Here is a 15,061-nt window from a genome sequence, read left to right on the forward strand (position 1 = left end):
CAGCCCTCATCGCTTGCGCACGGAAGCTGCTGATCTATGCCAACACTGTCGTCCAGCGCGGAACGCCTTGGCTCGAAACAACCGTCACGGCTTAATGGTTGCTACGGAACGTCGCGCCGAATCAGGCGCCGCACGCGGCTTGTGGATTATTGACCGCCAGCTGAGCCGCGAAAGCCCGCTGGTAGGCAGGCCGCGCTTCGCCGCGGGCGACGTAGGCCGCAAGCTTCGGATGTCCGTCGAGCATGCCTGACGGCTTCAGGCGGAGCAGCACCGACACCATCATCAGATCGCCCGCGCTGAACGTACCGTCGAGCCAGTCGGCATCGCCCAGGCGATTCGACAGCTGGTGTAGCCGCTGCCGGACACGATCCTCGACCAGCGGCAGCCGTTCCGCGTGCCACGGCCGGTCGCGCTCGAACAGCCTTGCAGTCGCGAACTCGAGGATCGGAGGTTCCACCGTGTTGAGCGCGGCAAACATCCATGCAATTGCGCGCGCCCGGGCGTTGGCATCATCGGGCAGCAAGCCAACATGGCGCTCGGCGAGGTGGAGCACGATCGCCCCCGTCTCGAACAACACGAGATCGTCCTCTTCATCGTCGGTATCTGGCCGAACGGGTGAAGCGCAAGATGCGCCGGCTCCTTCATCGCAGCAAACGAAACCAGGCGAACCGCGTAGGGTTGCCCGACCTCTTCAAGCGCCCACCGAACCCGCGTATCCCGCGCCAATCCCATGCCGCCGTCGGGCGACCGCTCAAAGGCGGTAATCGTGATGGTCATGCAGGCTTCTCCCCGGCGAACTCGCAGCTGGTTGCGGATCTCGGTGCGCGATGTTCGCTGCGCCCGCCCGCGCTTGTCAGCGCGTCGCTATCCTAGCGCTTTTCCGGCGGATTCTCGCGCAGGAAGCGCTCGAGATCGGGCTGCACGGAGTAAGGCTGCGGAACCGGATCACCCTGGAAGTCGACCTGAAGATCAAGGCAGCGCCGCAGCATCCGCGCCAGTTCGCTGCGCCGATAGGGCTTGGTCAGCAGCGGAATGCCATGGCCGCCCCGCCCCTGCTGTGCCGGGAACGCGCCGTCGCTGTAGCCCGAGGTGAACAGCACCCGCAGCGCCGGCCGCCCGGCCATCAGCGTATCGGCCAATTGCCGGCCGTTCATGCTGCCGGGCATCACGATGTCGGTGAACAGGAGATCGAACGCGGTGCCGCGGTTGACGATCTCGAGCGCGGCGTCGGCGTTTGCCGCGACCAGCACCTTGTAGCCGAGGCTTTCGAGCTGGCCTGTGACGTAATCGCGGATCGTGGGGTCGTCCTCGACGCACAGGACGGTTTCGTCGCCGCCCCTGACCGGCTGATCGTCCTCCTCGGCCGCGCGCTGCGCGGTGCCATCTGCCTTGGGCAGATAGATCCTGAAGACGGTGCCGCGGCCCTGCTCGCTCTTGACCTCGATGCCGCCGCCGCTCTGCTTGACGAAGCCGAACACCATGCTGAGCCCGAGCCCGGTGCCCTGCCCGACCTCCTTGGTGGAGAAGAACGGATCGAAGATTTTCTCCAGATGCGACGGCGAAATTCCGGCGCCGGTGTCGGCGACCTCGATCACGAGATGGTCGCCGGCGCGCTCGACGCCGTGCGCCACGGCGTCGGGAATGCCGAGCTGGGTGTTGCGGGTCGCAAACGTCAGCGTGCCGCCCTCAGGCATCGCATCGCGCGCGTTGATGGCGAGATTGACCAGCGCGGCGCCGAGCTGGCTGCGATCGACAAAGGCTAGCCAGGCGTTGCGGTCGAGCTCCGTCCTGATCTCGGTCTGCGACCCCAGCGTCTGCGACAACAGGCGGACCACTTCGCCGATCAGGTCGTTGACGTCGGTCTCGGCGGGCTGCAGCGGCTGCTTGCGCGCGAAGGCCAGCAGGCTCGAGGTGAGCTGCGCGCCGCGATCGGCGGCATCGCTGATCAGCTTGGCGATCGCGGCAAGCTGCGGGTTGTCCTTGACCCCGTCGGCAAGGATCTCGACCGTGCCGGTGATCACCGTCAGCATGTTGTTGAAGTCGTGCGCGATGCCGCCGGTCAACCGCCCGAGCGATTCCGTCTTCTGCGCCTGGATCAATTGCTCCTCGGCGATGCGGCGCTGGGTGACGTCCCTGACAAAGGAATTGATGATCCAGCCATCGCCGCGGCGGAGCGCATTGAGCGACACCTCCACCTGGAAGCGGTGACCGTCGCGATGCACGGACGCGGTCTCGTAGCGCATGCCCATGCCGCCGCCCGCGGCCTCCTGCAGGAAGCGGGTGATGCGCTGGCGGTGCGCGACGCGAAGCTCCTCCGGAAACACCAGCTCGACGACGCGACAACCGACCGCCTCGGAGCGCGTCCAGCCGGTCAACGTCTCGGCCTGCGGGCTCCAGTCGAGGATGATGCCGTCCTGGTCGGTCTGCACGAAGGCGTCGAGCGCGGTCCTGACGATGGCCTGCGCCATCTGCTCGCTTTCCACCAGCGCCAGATGCGCCTGACGCTGCGCGGTGACATCGTGCAGCACGATGACGGCGCCGCGCAAATTGCCGGCATCGTCGCGCAGCGGCCGCGCGTTGACGACGAGGCAGACGGCCGGCTCCGGCGGGTGGGGTTTCACGATCAGTTCGCAATCGTCGATGTCTTCGCCGCGCAGCGCGCGTGCCATCGGCGTGTCCGCGATCGGCATCTCGGTCGTGCCGTCGGCATAATAGTTCTTGAAGGTGCGAACGCCGGTCAGCGTGTCAAAACCGGGCTCGACGCGGTACAGCCGCCGCGCCGCCGCGTTGACGATCACGATCATCGCGTGCTCATCGGCGACCACCACCGGATCGCGGATGCTCTCGACGGTCTTCTCCAGCAGGTGCTGCCGGCTGCCCAATTGGGCCGACAGTTCAGCAAGTGTCGCGGCAAGCTGCGCGGTCTCGTCGTTGCCGCCCGCCGTGGGCACCTGCTGACCGCGCGACAGCGCTTCCGCCGCCCGCACCAACTGGGCGGGCGTCCTGGACAGCGATCTCGCAATCAGCTCAGCAGTCATCAACACCACCGCAACCGCGCCGCCGGCGAGCGCCATGCCCGGCCAGGTGACGCCATGGATGAAGCCCAGTGTGACCAGGAGTGTGACGACGGGAAGCATCATCCCGACCGCCAGACGGCCCGACAAATTCATCCCGACCAACTCATCGTGAGCAGCTGCACCGGAAAATGGAAAAGGAAAACAGGAGTCGGAAAGGTATTGTCAGCGCCGGCGCAATATCGGGTGGCTTGCACCCAGTTGCTTAGCCGAGTCCGGCGCCGCAATCCGCCACTTTCGTATCCGTATTAGTACGGAGGACAGTCGGCTCGGGCGCGCGGGCCCATGGGTGCGATCGGGGTCCGGCTTTCCCTGCGCCCTCCGTTCGCAAAGCGGCGAAACAACAGTTTGGGCAGCTCATGTTGAGGATGCGGATGCGTGACGACTGACGCCGAAACAAACTCAGTGTCGTCCCTGCGAAAGCAGGGATCCATAACCACCGATGCCGCTAGTTGCACGATGGTGGATCGACGAGTCCCATTCACAATATCCGCCGCGGAGTATGGGTCACGGCTTTCGCAGGGACGACGGCGGTGCTTAGCCCCCTACGCCGCGCGGCGCCGCTCGCGCAGCGCGTCGCCGAAGGCCTCGAACAGCGCGCGATTGATCGGGTTGCGCTGCGGATCGTATTCGGCGTGCCATTGCACGCCGAGCGCAAACCCGGCGGCGTCCGCGATGCGGATCGCCTCGATGGTACCGTCCTCGGCGATGCCCTCGATCACGACGCGCTTGCCGGGCTCGAGGATGCCCTGGCCGTGCAGCGAATTGACGCGAATGGTCTCGCGGCCGAGGATTTTCGCGAACGCGCCCCCCGGCGTCAGCGCGACGTCGTGACGGTCGGCGAACACCACGGTCGGATCAGGATGGATCTCGCCGTTCTCCAGCCGCGGCATCCGGTGGTTCATGCGGCCCGGAATCTCGCGGATCTCCGGATGCAGCGAGCCGCCGAACGCGACATTCATCTCCTGCAGGCCGCGGCAGATGCCGAAGATCGGCACGCCGCGCGCGACGCAGGCCTCCGACAGCGCCAGCGCGACATCGTCGCGGTGGATGTCGTAGGGCTCGTGCGCGGCACAGGGTTCGGTGTTGAAGCGGGTCGGATGAACGTTGGCGCGGGCCCCGGTCAGCACGACGCCGTCGACCACGTCGAGCAAGGCGCCGACCTCGGTGATCTCAGGGCTGCCTGCGAACATCAGGGGCACGGCGCCCGACACCTCGGCAACCGCGCGAAGGTTGCGCTCTCCGACCATCTGGACCGTGAAACGATTTTCGATGCGATGGGCGTTTCCGATCACGCCGACCACGGGCCGTCTCATTATTGAAGTCTCGCGCAGTGATTCTTCTAAGTTTGCGACGTTGCGGAGACGATCATGCCTTCGAGTTCCCCAGGGATCAACTGCCTAGTTCTGCACAGGAGGGCTTGCAGTCCTGCACAGATTAGCTCCCCCGGCGGCTCCCCATCCGGCCGGGCGCCCTCCGGTCACGCCCCGGCGCGGCGGCGCGTCAGCGGCAAACCAGCACGGTCCCGGCAGCTTGATCCCGGCGGGATTTTCGCCAAAGACTGCTCCAGACACCGTCGCGAAGGGGGAATCACCCGTGACAGAACTGGCTGACAATCGCCTGCAGGCTCGCAACGACATGGCATGGGCGATCGCCGTCGGCGGCATCGGCGTCGTGCTGTTCGCCGCCCTGCTGCTATTCGCCTGGCAATTTGCGGCGACCCTGTTCTTGCTGTTCTCGGGCATGCTGCTCGGGGTCGGCCTGAACGCAATGACCACCCTGCTCGGCCGGCTGACTGGGCTGCCGCATGCGTTGCGGCTTGCGATCGTCTGCCTGGCGCTGGCCGGACTGCTGTCCGGCATCGTGTTCCTCGGCGGCACCACCATCGCGCAGCAGGCCACGGTGCTGAGCAACACGATCAAATCGCAGCTCGGCAGCGTCAAGGAGTTCCTCGAGCAGCACGGTGTCGATACGAGCTATCTCGATTTCACCAATGCCGCCGGCGAAGCCAAGCCGGAAGGCACAGCGGTGCCGACCACCACCACGACAACGACGACGCCCGCAACGTCACAGTCCCATGGCATCCCCGGCGCCGGCGCGCTGGCCTCCAGCGGCGGTGCCATCATCAGTCAGACCCTGAAGGTGCTGCTCGGCACCGTCAGCGTTGTCGGCAATTTCTTCATCGTGCTGTTCCTCGGGCTCGCCTTCGCGGCCCAGCCGAGCATCTACCGCGCCGGATTGCTGTTCATCGCACCGGCCAAATACCGCGCGCAGGCGACCGTCATCGTCGACCGCATCGGCGAGACGCTGGAGCGCTGGCTGATCGCGCAGATCATCACGATGGCCGCGGTATTCCTCGTCACCTGGATCGGGCTTGCCATCATCGGCATTCCGAGCTCGTTCATCCTCGGCATCCAGGCCGGCCTGCTCGCCTTCATCCCGACCGTCGGCGCGATCCTCGGCGGACTGATCGTGGTGCTGGCGAGCCTTGCGACCGGGTGGATCGCGGCGCTGTCGGCCTTCATCCTGTTCCTCGGCGTCCACGCCCTGGAAAGCTACGTGCTGACGCCGATCATCCAGCGCCAGGCGCTCGACATCCCGCCGGCAACGCTGTTCGCATTCCAGATCCTGCTCGGCGTCGTATTCGGCATCTGGGGGCTCGCGCTGGCGCTGCCGCTGATGGCGATCGCCAAGGTGATGATCGATCACTTCAAGGCGGAGGACCAGGCGCCCGCGAAGGCAGCCTGATCTCGCCCCGGGATGACGGTGATGGACTGCGCCTGCTGCTCCACCCCCGTCATTGCGAGCGACGCGAAGTATCCATCGCGCGGCGTAAGCGGAAGCATGATTGCTTCGTCGCTACCGCTCCTCGCAATGACGACGGTGGCTCAGGAGAACAGCAGCACCGTCCCCAGGACCATCAACACCACGCCGAGCAGCAGCGCGATCGGCCAGTGGCGCTTCGGCTGCTCGTATCGCCCTTGCGCGCGCCGTTCGGCGATCAGCGCGGTCTCGTACTCATCGGAGTCCGAGAACAGGCAGGCGAAGCCACTGCGCGCCGAAACCGCGTCGGCTTCGAGCGACATCAGGGCTGAGTGCGGATTGCGGGTGCGGATCGACTCCATGCCCGAAAGCATGGGATCGAATGGTTAACCAGTCGTTACCACACTCATGCACCGGCGTTCACAGGCTTTTGCCGCGCCGATGCCGGCAGGCCCGCGGTCTTGCGCCGCCAATTCTCCAGCGAGAGCGGCAATTCCTCCGCCGCCTCGACGCGGTTGCGACCGCCACGCTTGGCCTGATAGAGCGCGGTGTCGGCCGCGGCCAGCAGCACCTCTAGCTCGGTCCCGGCGGGTCCGCCGGCAACGCCGATGCTGACCGTGGTGTCGACCGCGCCTTCCTCGCAGGTGATGTTGCTGTTCTCGAACGCCTCGCGCACGCGCTCGGCGACCAGCACACCCTCCTCCAGCGAGCACGGCAGCAGCGCCGCGAATTCCTCGCCGCCGATCCGGCCGGACAGATCGCTGATCCTGAGATTATTGACCACCACGGCGGAGAACAGTTTCAGGATCTCGTCGCCTGCGGGATGACCGAAGCGGTCGTTGATCGACTTGAAGTGATCGATGTCGAAGATCATCACCGTGACCGGCCGGCCGCCATCGGCTTCGCGCTCGATCACGCGCGCGCAGGCTTCGGAGAAGCCGCGGCGGTTGAGCATGCCGCTCAGGGGATCGATCGAGGCAGCGGTCTTGTGCACGGCCACCGCGCGGTCCGACACCATCATGAAGATCACGAACGCTGTGCCGATCGCGTACAGCACGAGCTCGATCGAGAACAGCGTGACCCAGAAATTGCTGACGAAGTTCTGGCCGTTCAGCCGCAACAGGTCGCCGACCAGGATCGGCAGCATCAGGACACAGCCATGTGCGACCGGGATGGCAATCGCAATCCAGCGCCGCTGCATCGCGCGGCGGCGCTCGCTCCAGAGCTCGGAGGCGGTCAACGCGGCGTAGATCGCGACGATCCCGGCGCCGATCGTCAAGCGCATCGCCGGATCCGTCACCGTCGTCATGGCGCCAATCCACGCGATCGGGCCAAGCACGAGGCCCGGCAGGTTCGCCTTGCGGCCATGGAAAATCCGCGCGGCATTCCAGACCATGCCGCAGGCAGCGAAGCCGATCGCATTGAGGCCCAGCATGACCATGGGATCGAGCGTCGAGCTGCCGACGGTCCAGAGCGCGACGGAGGCCGCGCCGAGCAGATAGGCGGTGCCCCACCATTTCAGCGCGGGAATTTTCTCCTGCCTGCCAAACAACCAGAGCATGGCGCCGAGCATGCCCGCGACCATGGTGGCGAACAGATAAAGCGTCGATGGATCGAACGACATAAGTCACCCCAGCCCGGTGTGATGCAACGTTCGCAGGCGCAATTAATACGGTGATGCAGCGCCAGTGCGAGATCGCACGCTAGAAGGCCCGAGTTCCAATTTCGTTTGCACGCACACGCAAGTTTTCATGAAAAACTGCGCTAATTCGCGTCGAAGCACGCAACCGTAAGGCGCAGCAAAAAGGGCGCCTCGCGGCGCCCTCTGCAACTCGATGCACGCGGCAATTGCCGCGAATTTTAGAACTCGAATTAGCGCTTCGAGAACTGGAAGGACTTGCGGGCCTTGGCCTTGCCGTACTTCTTACGCTCGACCGAGCGGCTGTCGCGGGTCAGGAAGCCGCCCTTCTTGAGGACGCCGCGCAGCTCGGGCTCGAAGTTGGTCAGCGCCTTCGAGATGCCGTGACGAACCGCACCGGCCTGGCCGGAGAGACCGCCGCCGGCGACGGTGCAGATCACGTCGTACTGGCCGTTACGGGCGGCCGCCACCAGCGGCTGCTGGATCATCATGCGCAGCACCGGACGGGCGAAGTAGACTTCGAACTCGCGGGTGTTGACCGAGATCTTGCCGGAGCCCGGCTTGACCCAGACGCGGGCGACCGCGTCCTTGCGCTTGCCGGTGGCGTAGGCGCGGTTGTACTTGTCGACCTTCTTGACGTACTTCGGCGCGTCGGGCGCGGCCGGCTTGACCTGCGAGAGCTGGTCGAGGGACTGCAACGTATCGGACATTATGCGGCCCTCGTGTTCTTGCGGTTCAGGGAAGCGATATCGACCTTCTCGGGGCTCTGGGCCTCATGCGGATGCTCGGCACCCGGATAGACGCGCAGATTGCCCATCTGCATGCGGCCGAGCGGACCGCGCGGGATCATGCGCTCGATCGCCTTCTCGACGACGCGCTCGGGGAAGCGACCCTCGAGGATCTGCTTCGCGGTGCGCTCCTTGATGCCGCCGATGAAGCCGGTGTGCTTGTAGTAGGTCTTCTGGTCGCGCTTGCGGCCGGTCAGCACCACATGCGCGGCGTTGACGATGATGACGTTGTCGCCGCAATCGACATGCGGGGTGTAGGTGGGCAGGTGTTTGCCGCGCAGGCGCATCGCGACGAGGGTGGCGAGACGACCGACCACCAGACCCTTGGCGTCGATCACGACCCACTTCTTCGTCACTTCGGCGGGCTTGGCCGAGAACGTGCTCATGTGTGAAATCCGTGAAATAGAAATCGGCGCCGTATGCGCCGAACTGGCGGCTTTCTAGAGAAGCCGCGGTCTCGCGTCAACGTCGACGCACCTGAATTACATCAGCGAAAACAGCGACTTATAAATATGGTGCAATAATACCGCGAGAAAGCCTATTGATTTGGAATGGAATAGGTTGCCGTGACATGGGCGATCGGGTCCGGAGAGGTGCCGGTCAGCAGGTTGACCTCGCCGACCGCAAGCCGCTTGCCTAGCTTGAGCAGCTTGGCCACCGCGAGCACGTCCTGGCCCGGCTGGCCCTTGCGCAGGAAGTTGATGTTGAGATTGGTGGTGACGGCCAAGCCGATCGGCCCGATCGCCGACAGCAGCACCACATACATGGCGAAATCCGCGAGCCCCATCAGGGTTGGTCCCGACACCGTGCCGCCCGGCCGCAGCATGCGCTCGCTGAAGCGCTGGCGCAGCAGGGCCGTCTCGCCGTCGGCGCTTTCGATCCTGATGTCGTCGTGGGTGAACGCCTGCGGAAACTCCTTTCGCAGGAACTCTTCCAGCTCAGCCACGCTCATTTTCGCAATCGCCATGCGGTCCCTGCCCTCGCTTCAGCCTGCCTGTTACATTAAATTGTCACAGACACGATAGAGGAATTTCGTCATGTCCGCCCAGGCCGCCCGCGCGGAAGCGCCGCAACATCAGCCGATCCTGCTGCGGGAGAGCGTCGGCAGTATCGCGCTACTGACGCTCAATCGCCCCGCGGCGCGCAACAGCCTCTCCGAAGGCCTGATCGGCGAACTGCACGCTGCGCTGAACGATATCGGCGGTGACAAGAGCATCCGCGCCGTCGTGCTCGCCGCCAATGGCCCGGCGTTCTGCGCCGGCCATGACCTCAAGGAGCTCACCGCGCGCCGCACCGACGCCGACCGCGGCCGCGCCTATTTCGCGCAGATCATGAACGCCTGCAGCGCGATGATGCAGGCGATCGTGCATTCGCCGAAGCCGGTCGTGGCGTCCGTCCAGGGCATCGCGACCGCTGCCGGCTGCCAGCTCGTCGCAAGCTGCGACCTCGCGGTCGCCTCTGACGCGGCGGCGTTTGCGACGCCCGGCGTCGACATCGGACTGTTCTGCTCGACGCCGATGGTAGCGCTGTCGCGTAACGTGCCGCGCAAGCAGGCGATGGAGATGCTGCTGACCGGAGAACCGGTCTCTGCGGCAACGGCGCAGAGCATTGGTCTCGTCAACCGCGTGGTATCAGCAGGCACCGAACGCGACGCCGCGATCGCACTGGCCGAGAAGGTCGCACTGAAATCAGCCTACACCGTCAAGCTTGGCAAGGAGGCATTCTATCGCCAGGCCGAGATGAACCTCGCGGACGCCTATCGCTTCGCCGCCGAAGTGATGACCGAGAACATGATGGCGCGCGACGCCGAGGAAGGCATCGGCGCCTTCATCGCGAAGCGCGATCCAAAGTGGCAAGATAAGTAAGAGCAAAATGAACCACGACGCCTACGACGACAACTACATCCGCAGCATCCTGAACAACGTCAAATCGATCGCGATGGTCGGCGCCTCGCCGGTCAACGTGCGACCGAGCTATTTCGCCTTCAAATATCTGGCGCAGCGCGGCTACGACATGATCCCGGTCAACCCCGGCCATGTCGGCAAGGAGCTGATGGGCAAGCCGTTCGTCGCCTCGCTTGCGGACATCGATCGCCCGATCGACATGATCGACATCTTCCGCAATTCGAGCCACATCATGCCCGTCGTCGAGGAGGCACTAAAATTGTCGCCGCCGCCGAAGGTGATCTGGATGCAGCTTGGCGCACGCGACGATGCCGCGGCCGAGAAGGCGGAAGCGGCGGGCCTCAAGGTGGTGATGAATCGCTGCCCCAAGATCGAGTATGGCCGGCTGTCGTCGGAAATCTCCTGGATGGGCGTCAACTCGCGCACCCTGAGCTCCAAGCGCGCGCCGATCCCGACCCAGGGCATGCGGCTGTCGCTGAACCGCACGAGCTTCGGCGGCGGCCAGACTGCGGCATCCGACCGCGCTGCGAAAAACAAAACCGAGACGACCTGACGTTTCGGCGGAATAATCGTCGCGATCATCCGGTACAGCGCAGCATGCCCGTTTCAAACCGTGGCGTGCGCGCCAGCGCGGCTTGACGCCGGACGCTGCCGCCATCAGCATGCCGCGCGTTTCGACCAGGCCACAACAGGACACAAAGAATGACCGATCGCCTTCCGGGATTTTCCACCCTCGCCGTGCACGCCGGCGCACAGCCTGATCCCACAACCGGCGCGCGGGCGACGCCGATCTACCAGACCACGTCATTCGTCTTCAATGATGCCGACCACGCGGCTTCGCTGTTCGGCCTGCAGGCGTTCGGCAATATCTATACCCGCATCGGCAACCCGACCAACGCCGTGCTCGAGGAACGCGTTGCAGCCCTCGAGGGCGGCACCGCGGCGCTCGCCGTCGCCTCCGGTCACGCAGCACAGCTCGTCGTGCTGCAGCAGCTCCTGAAGCCCGGCGACGAGATCATTGCGGCCCGCAAGCTGTATGGCGGCTCGATCAACCAGTTCACCCACGCCTTCAAGGCGTTCGGCTGGAATGTGGCCTGGGCCGATCCCGACGAAATCGAAAGCTTTGAGCGCGCGGTGACGCCGCACACCAAGGCGATCTTCATCGAGTCGATCGCCAACCCCGCCGGCAGCATCACCGACATCGAGGCGATCGCCGCCGTTGCGCGCAAGGCCGGCGTGCCGCTGATCGTCGACAACACGCTGGCCTCGCCCTACCTGATCAAGCCGATTGACCACGGTGCCGACATCGTCGTGCACTCCCTGACCAAATTCCTCGGCGGTCACGGCAACTCGCTCGGCGGCATCATCGTCGACGCCGGCACCTTCGACTGGTCGAAGGACAACAAATATCCGATGCTGAGCGAGCCGCGCCCCGAATATCACGGCATCCGGATCCAGGAGACCTTCGGCAATTTCGCCTTCGCGATCGCCTGCCGCGTGCTCGGCCTGCGCGACCTCGGTCCCGCGCTGTCGCCGTTCAACGCCTTCATGATCCTGACCGGCATCGAGACGCTGCCGCTGCGCATGCAGAAGCACTGCGACAATGCCAAGGCGGTGGCGGAATTCCTCTCCACCCATCCGGCCGTGTCAGCGGTGAACTATGCCGGCCTGCCCGGCGACCGGTACAATGCCCTGCAGCGCAAATACACGCCGAAGGGCGCCGGCGCGGTGTTCACCTTCAGCCTCAAGGGTGGCTATGACGCGGGCGTCAACCTGGTGTCGAACCTGAAGCTGTTCTCGCATCTCGCCAATGTCGGCGACACCCGCTCGCTGGTGATCCACCCGGCCTCCACCACCCACAGCCAGCTCGACGACGCCGCCAAGGTGAAGTCGGGCGCGGCGCCCGAGGTGGTGCGGCTCTCGATCGGCATCGAGGACAAGGAAGACCTGATCGCCGACCTCGACCAGGCCCTGCGCGCCTGATCCGACATTGTTCCGGAGCGGTGCGCCTGCATCGCTCCGGAGTTTTTGCGGGGAATGGCGGGTCTCGCGTTAACGCTTAATTCCGACGGGGCCTCTCGTTAACGTTCAATCCGGCTTAAAGTGGCAGTGATAGGCTCCGGATGATTCGGGAGACCATTGATGCTGCGCTGGATATTGCCGCTCGCGATCGCACTGTTTGCGATGTCGCCTGCTGATGCTGCCGACGGCCCCGTCCCTCCGAAGAGCGCCACCGTGAAGGCTGCGCGCCAGCTGCCGGCCGGCCTGCCGCGCCGCCACTACGCCTACCGCACCACCATCACAGCGCCGACCTATGTGCGGCGCGGCCGCCAGCTCGTGGTCGTCGAGCCCGAGGTGATCCCGCTGAATTCAGAGCCGTACATCGTATTCCCGCCCGGCGAGCCGCTGCTGCCCGGATCGGCGGCGCTGCCGGGCTATTACGGCGACCACCGCTCCTACAGCTATCTCGGCCCGTATTACGGCGGCGCCTATGTGACCTACTGGGACCGCCTGCCCTACGCCTGCGGCGTCTACGGCTACTGCTAGCCCGGGACGAACGCGTGGCCAGATCGCCGCAGAAGAAAACCAGCGCACCGGCTTCGGGCAATGCCGTCACCGCCGACCTCGTTGCGGTGCTGGTCGCCGTCACCGACGGCACACCCAAGATCATGACCATCGCCGGCGGCTCCGCGCTGCCGAGCGGCCCGTTCGAGTTCACCCACCGCTCGCTGCAGACCGCGCTGCGGGCCTGGGTCGAAGCGCAGACCGGCCACCCGCTCGGCTATGTCGAGCAGCTCTACACCTTCGCCGACCGCGGCCGGTCCGGCGACGCCAGGTCGCCGCACAGCGTCTCGATCAGCTATCTCGGCCTGACCCGCGAGGACCGGGTCGGCGAAGGCTTCGAGGCGCACTGGTCCGGCTGGTACGACTACTTTCCCTGGGAAGATCATCGCGATGGCGCACCGGCGTTCATCGCCAAGACGATCGCGCCGAAACTGAAGACGTGGGCGAAGGCAGCCCCCTCGCCAACCTTGCAGCGCGAGCGCTGGCAGCGCTGCGCCATCACCTTCGGCCTCGACGATCGCGACTGGAACGAAGAACTGGTGTTGCAGCGCTATGAGCTGCTCTGGGAGGCGTCGCTGATCCCGGAAGCCAACCACTCGCGCGGCCGCGAAGCGTCGGTCGTGCCGGGCAAGCCGATGACGGCGGATCACCGCCGCATCCTCGCGACCGGAATCGCGCGGTTGCGCGCCAAGATCAAATACCGTCCGGTGGTATTCGAGCTGATGCCGGCCGAGTTCACCCTGCTGCAACTGCAACGCAGTGTTGAGGCCCTCGCAGGCCGGCTGGTCCACAAGCAGAACTTCCGCCGGCTCATCGAGCAGCAGGAACTCGTTGAAGAGACTGGCGCAATGGCCGCCGATACCGTCGGCCGGCCGGCCAAGCTGTTCCGCTTCCGCCATGCCGTATTGGCCGAACGGGCCGTCGCCGGCACCAAGCTTCCGCTTTCGCGCACTTGACACGCCTTATGCTCAGGATAAGTATAAGCCATCTTATGCTCACGGAGAGTATAAATGGCCTTGCTCGATACCGATCTGCTCACCCGCACCGCGCCGCTCTATGAGCGCGTCAAACGCGTCATCCCGCCATTCGAATGGGCGACCTTCGCCGAGGACGTCGACGCGATCCTGGCGCTGAAACGCCGCCGCAATGCGGTCGTGCTCGCGCACAACTACCAGACGCCGGAGATCTTCCACGGCGTCGCCGATATCGTCGGCGACAGCCTCCTGCTCGCGCGCGAAGCGACCAAGGTCGACGCCGATGTTATCGTGCTCGCGGGCGTGCACTTCATGGCCGAGACGGCTAAGCTGCTCAATCCAGCCAAGACCGTGCTGATCCCCGATCTCAAAGCCGGCTGCTCGCTGGCGGACTCCATCACGGCGGAGGACGTGCGGCTGATGCGCGCGCGCTATCCGGACGCGCCTGTGGTCGCCTACGTCAACACCTCGACCGCGGTGAAGGCGGAGTCCGACATCTGCTGCACGTCGGGCAATGCGCTCAAGGTGGTTGAATCACTCGACGCCGAGCGCGTCATCATGCTGCCGGATGAATATCTGGCGCAGAACATCTCCAAGCAGAGCAGCAAGAAGATCATTGCCTGGAAGGGCCATTGCGAGGTGCATGAGCTGTTCACCGCCGATGACGTGCGCCAGCTGCGCGAGAATTATCCCGACGTCACCGTCCTGGCGCATCCGGAATGCCCGCCCGACGTCGTCGCCGAAGCGGACTTCGCAGGTTCGACAGCGGCGATGCAGACATTCGTCGAGACCAAGCGTCCGCCGCGCGTCGTGCTGCTGACCGAATGCTCGATGAGTGACAACATCGCGGCGCGGAATCCCGATGTCGACTTCGTTCGTCCCTGCAATCTCTGCCCGCACATGAAGCGGATCACGCTGAAGAACATCCGCCACGCGCTGGAAACCAACCAGCACGAGGTCACGATCGATCCCGCGATCGCCGAGCGCGCGCGCCGGAGCGTTGAAAGGATGCTGGCGATATGAGCATCGATCTCTCCGATCTCCCCGGCCGTCCTGTGATCATCGGCGGCGGCGCCGCAGGGCTGATGACCGCGCTGCAACTCGCACCCGAGCCGGTCGTGCTGCTGTCGAAGTCGCCGCTGGGCGCCGAAGCCTCCAGCATGTGGGCGCAGGGTGGCCTCGCAGCGCCGGTCGGCGCCGATGACAGCCCTGCCCTGCATCTCGCCGATACGCTCGCGGCCGGCGCCGGCCTTTGCGACGCGGCGGCAGCATCCCGGATCGTCCACGCTGCGCCAGCCGCCGTGGAGCACCTGGCCGAGCTCGGCGTCGCCTTCGACCGCCGCGCCGACGGCAG

At 65.3% G+C, this 15,061-nt stretch carries 15 protein-coding genes and 1 pseudogene; 8 read left to right on the forward strand and 8 right to left on the reverse strand.

Features of this window, described 5'->3' with window-relative positions:
- Positions 1–121: 121 nt before the first annotated feature.
- The 3 genes and pseudogenes from AC628_RS35335 to AC628_RS35345 all read right to left on the reverse strand — a co-directional run bounded on the left by AC628_RS35335 (position 122) and on the right by AC628_RS35345 (position 4,390).
- Positions 122–777, reverse strand: a pseudogene (locus tag AC628_RS35335) (glutathione S-transferase family protein).
- A 92-nt stretch (positions 778–869) separates the two neighbouring features.
- Positions 870–3,140, reverse strand: a complete 2,271-nt coding sequence (locus AC628_RS35340; protein ID WP_168193517.1) for a PAS domain S-box protein — start codon at positions 3,138–3,140, stop codon at positions 870–872.
- Positions 3,141–3,619: 479 nt separating this feature from the next.
- A complete protein-coding gene (locus AC628_RS35345; RefSeq protein ID WP_074131319.1) occupies positions 3,620–4,390 on the reverse strand; it encodes a gamma-glutamyl-gamma-aminobutyrate hydrolase family protein in 771 nt (256 codons plus the stop codon).
- Positions 4,391–4,670: 280 nt separating this feature from the next.
- Here AC628_RS35345 and AC628_RS35350 point away from each other — a divergent pair, with 280 nt between their 5' ends.
- Complete coding sequence (locus tag AC628_RS35350; protein WP_074131320.1) at positions 4,671–5,822, forward strand: AI-2E family transporter; 1,152 nt, start codon at positions 4,671–4,673, stop codon at positions 5,820–5,822.
- A 140-nt stretch (positions 5,823–5,962) separates the two neighbouring features.
- On the opposite strand, the gene AC628_RS35355 is transcribed toward AC628_RS35350, so the two are convergent.
- The 5 genes from AC628_RS35355 to AC628_RS35375 form a co-directional block, all read right to left on the reverse strand.
- Positions 5,963–6,199, reverse strand: a complete 237-nt coding sequence (locus AC628_RS35355) for a hypothetical protein (RefSeq protein ID WP_074131321.1) — start codon at positions 6,197–6,199, stop codon at positions 5,963–5,965.
- Between the two features lie 44 nt (positions 6,200–6,243).
- Complete coding sequence (locus tag AC628_RS35360; protein ID WP_074131322.1) at positions 6,244–7,461, reverse strand: GGDEF domain-containing protein; 1,218 nt, start codon at positions 7,459–7,461, stop codon at positions 6,244–6,246.
- A 248-nt stretch (positions 7,462–7,709) separates the two neighbouring features.
- Entirely contained in the window at positions 7,710–8,186 is a 477-nt protein-coding gene (rpsI, locus tag AC628_RS35365; protein ID WP_028333930.1) for a 30S ribosomal protein S9, read from the reverse strand.
- Positions 8,186–8,650, reverse strand: coding sequence for a 50S ribosomal protein L13 (rplM, locus tag AC628_RS35370; RefSeq protein WP_021079117.1), 465 nt, complete (start codon positions 8,648–8,650; stop codon positions 8,186–8,188). The genes rpsI and rplM overlap by 1 nt, the downstream gene beginning before the upstream one ends.
- Before the next feature lie 152 nt (positions 8,651–8,802).
- Positions 8,803–9,231, reverse strand: coding sequence for a PaaI family thioesterase (locus AC628_RS35375; protein ID WP_074131323.1), 429 nt, complete (start codon positions 9,229–9,231; stop codon positions 8,803–8,805).
- A 70-nt stretch (positions 9,232–9,301) separates the two neighbouring features.
- Here AC628_RS35375 and AC628_RS35380 point away from each other — a divergent pair, with 70 nt between their 5' ends.
- The 7 genes from AC628_RS35380 to AC628_RS35410 form a co-directional block, all read left to right on the forward strand.
- Complete coding sequence (locus AC628_RS35380) at positions 9,302–10,129, forward strand: enoyl-CoA hydratase (RefSeq protein ID WP_074131324.1); 828 nt, start codon at positions 9,302–9,304, stop codon at positions 10,127–10,129.
- 7 nt (positions 10,130–10,136) lie between these two features.
- Complete coding sequence (locus tag AC628_RS35385; protein ID WP_074131325.1) at positions 10,137–10,721, forward strand: CoA-binding protein; 585 nt, start codon at positions 10,137–10,139, stop codon at positions 10,719–10,721.
- Between the two features lie 149 nt (positions 10,722–10,870).
- The gene (locus AC628_RS35390) at positions 10,871–12,151 is read left to right on the forward strand and encodes an O-acetylhomoserine aminocarboxypropyltransferase (RefSeq protein WP_074131326.1); all 1,281 of its coding nucleotides are present in this window, start codon (positions 10,871–10,873) and stop codon (positions 12,149–12,151) included.
- Between the two features lie 159 nt (positions 12,152–12,310).
- Positions 12,311–12,715 carry a hypothetical protein gene (locus AC628_RS35395; protein ID WP_074131327.1) on the forward strand — a complete coding sequence of 135 codons (405 nt, stop codon included), beginning with the start codon at positions 12,311–12,313 and terminating at the stop codon, positions 12,713–12,715.
- A gap of 14 nt (positions 12,716–12,729) precedes the next feature.
- The gene (locus AC628_RS35400) at positions 12,730–13,689 is read left to right on the forward strand and encodes an NUDIX hydrolase (protein ID WP_074131328.1); all 960 of its coding nucleotides are present in this window, start codon (positions 12,730–12,732) and stop codon (positions 13,687–13,689) included.
- Positions 13,690–13,743: 54 nt separating this feature from the next.
- Positions 13,744–14,730: a quinolinate synthase NadA gene (nadA, locus tag AC628_RS35405; RefSeq protein ID WP_074131329.1), complete on the forward strand. Its 987-nt coding sequence runs from the start codon at positions 13,744–13,746 to the stop codon at positions 14,728–14,730.
- Positions 14,727–15,061, forward strand: a 335-nt coding sequence (locus AC628_RS35410) for an FAD-dependent oxidoreductase (RefSeq protein ID WP_143201976.1), incomplete at its 3' end; no start/stop codon positions are given. The genes nadA and AC628_RS35410, both read left to right, overlap by 4 nt.

Origin of the sequence: Bradyrhizobium sp. NAS96.2, from assembly GCF_001908235.1 — a bacterium.
In the GTDB taxonomy this organism is placed as follows: Bacteria; Pseudomonadota; Alphaproteobacteria; order Rhizobiales; family Xanthobacteraceae; genus Bradyrhizobium.

Coding starts and splice junctions, on each gene's coding strand:
- AC628_RS35340 (WP_168193517.1), bottom strand. CDS start 3,140: ATGATGCTTCCCGTCGTCACACTCCTGGTCACACTGGGCTTCATCCAT.
- AC628_RS35345 (WP_074131319.1), bottom strand. CDS start 4,390: ATGAGACGGCCCGTGGTCGGCGTGATCGGAAACGCCCATCGCATCGAA.
- AC628_RS35355 (WP_074131321.1), bottom strand. CDS start 6,199: ATGGAGTCGATCCGCACCCGCAATCCGCACTCAGCCCTGATGTCGCTC.
- AC628_RS35360 (WP_074131322.1), bottom strand. CDS start 7,461: ATGTCGTTCGATCCATCGACGCTTTATCTGTTCGCCACCATGGTCGCG.
- rpsI (WP_028333930.1), bottom strand. CDS start 8,186: ATGTCCGATACGTTGCAGTCCCTCGACCAGCTCTCGCAGGTCAAGCCG.
- rplM (WP_021079117.1), bottom strand. CDS start 8,650: ATGAGCACGTTCTCGGCCAAGCCCGCCGAAGTGACGAAGAAGTGGGTC.
- AC628_RS35375 (WP_074131323.1), bottom strand. CDS start 9,231: ATGGCGATTGCGAAAATGAGCGTGGCTGAGCTGGAAGAGTTCCTGCGA.
- AC628_RS35380 (WP_074131324.1), top strand. CDS start 9,302: ATGTCCGCCCAGGCCGCCCGCGCGGAAGCGCCGCAACATCAGCCGATC.
- AC628_RS35385 (WP_074131325.1), top strand. CDS start 10,137: ATGAACCACGACGCCTACGACGACAACTACATCCGCAGCATCCTGAAC.
- AC628_RS35390 (WP_074131326.1), top strand. CDS start 10,871: ATGACCGATCGCCTTCCGGGATTTTCCACCCTCGCCGTGCACGCCGGC.
- AC628_RS35395 (WP_074131327.1), top strand. CDS start 12,311: ATGCTGCGCTGGATATTGCCGCTCGCGATCGCACTGTTTGCGATGTCG.
- nadA (WP_074131329.1), top strand. CDS start 13,744: ATGGCCTTGCTCGATACCGATCTGCTCACCCGCACCGCGCCGCTCTAT.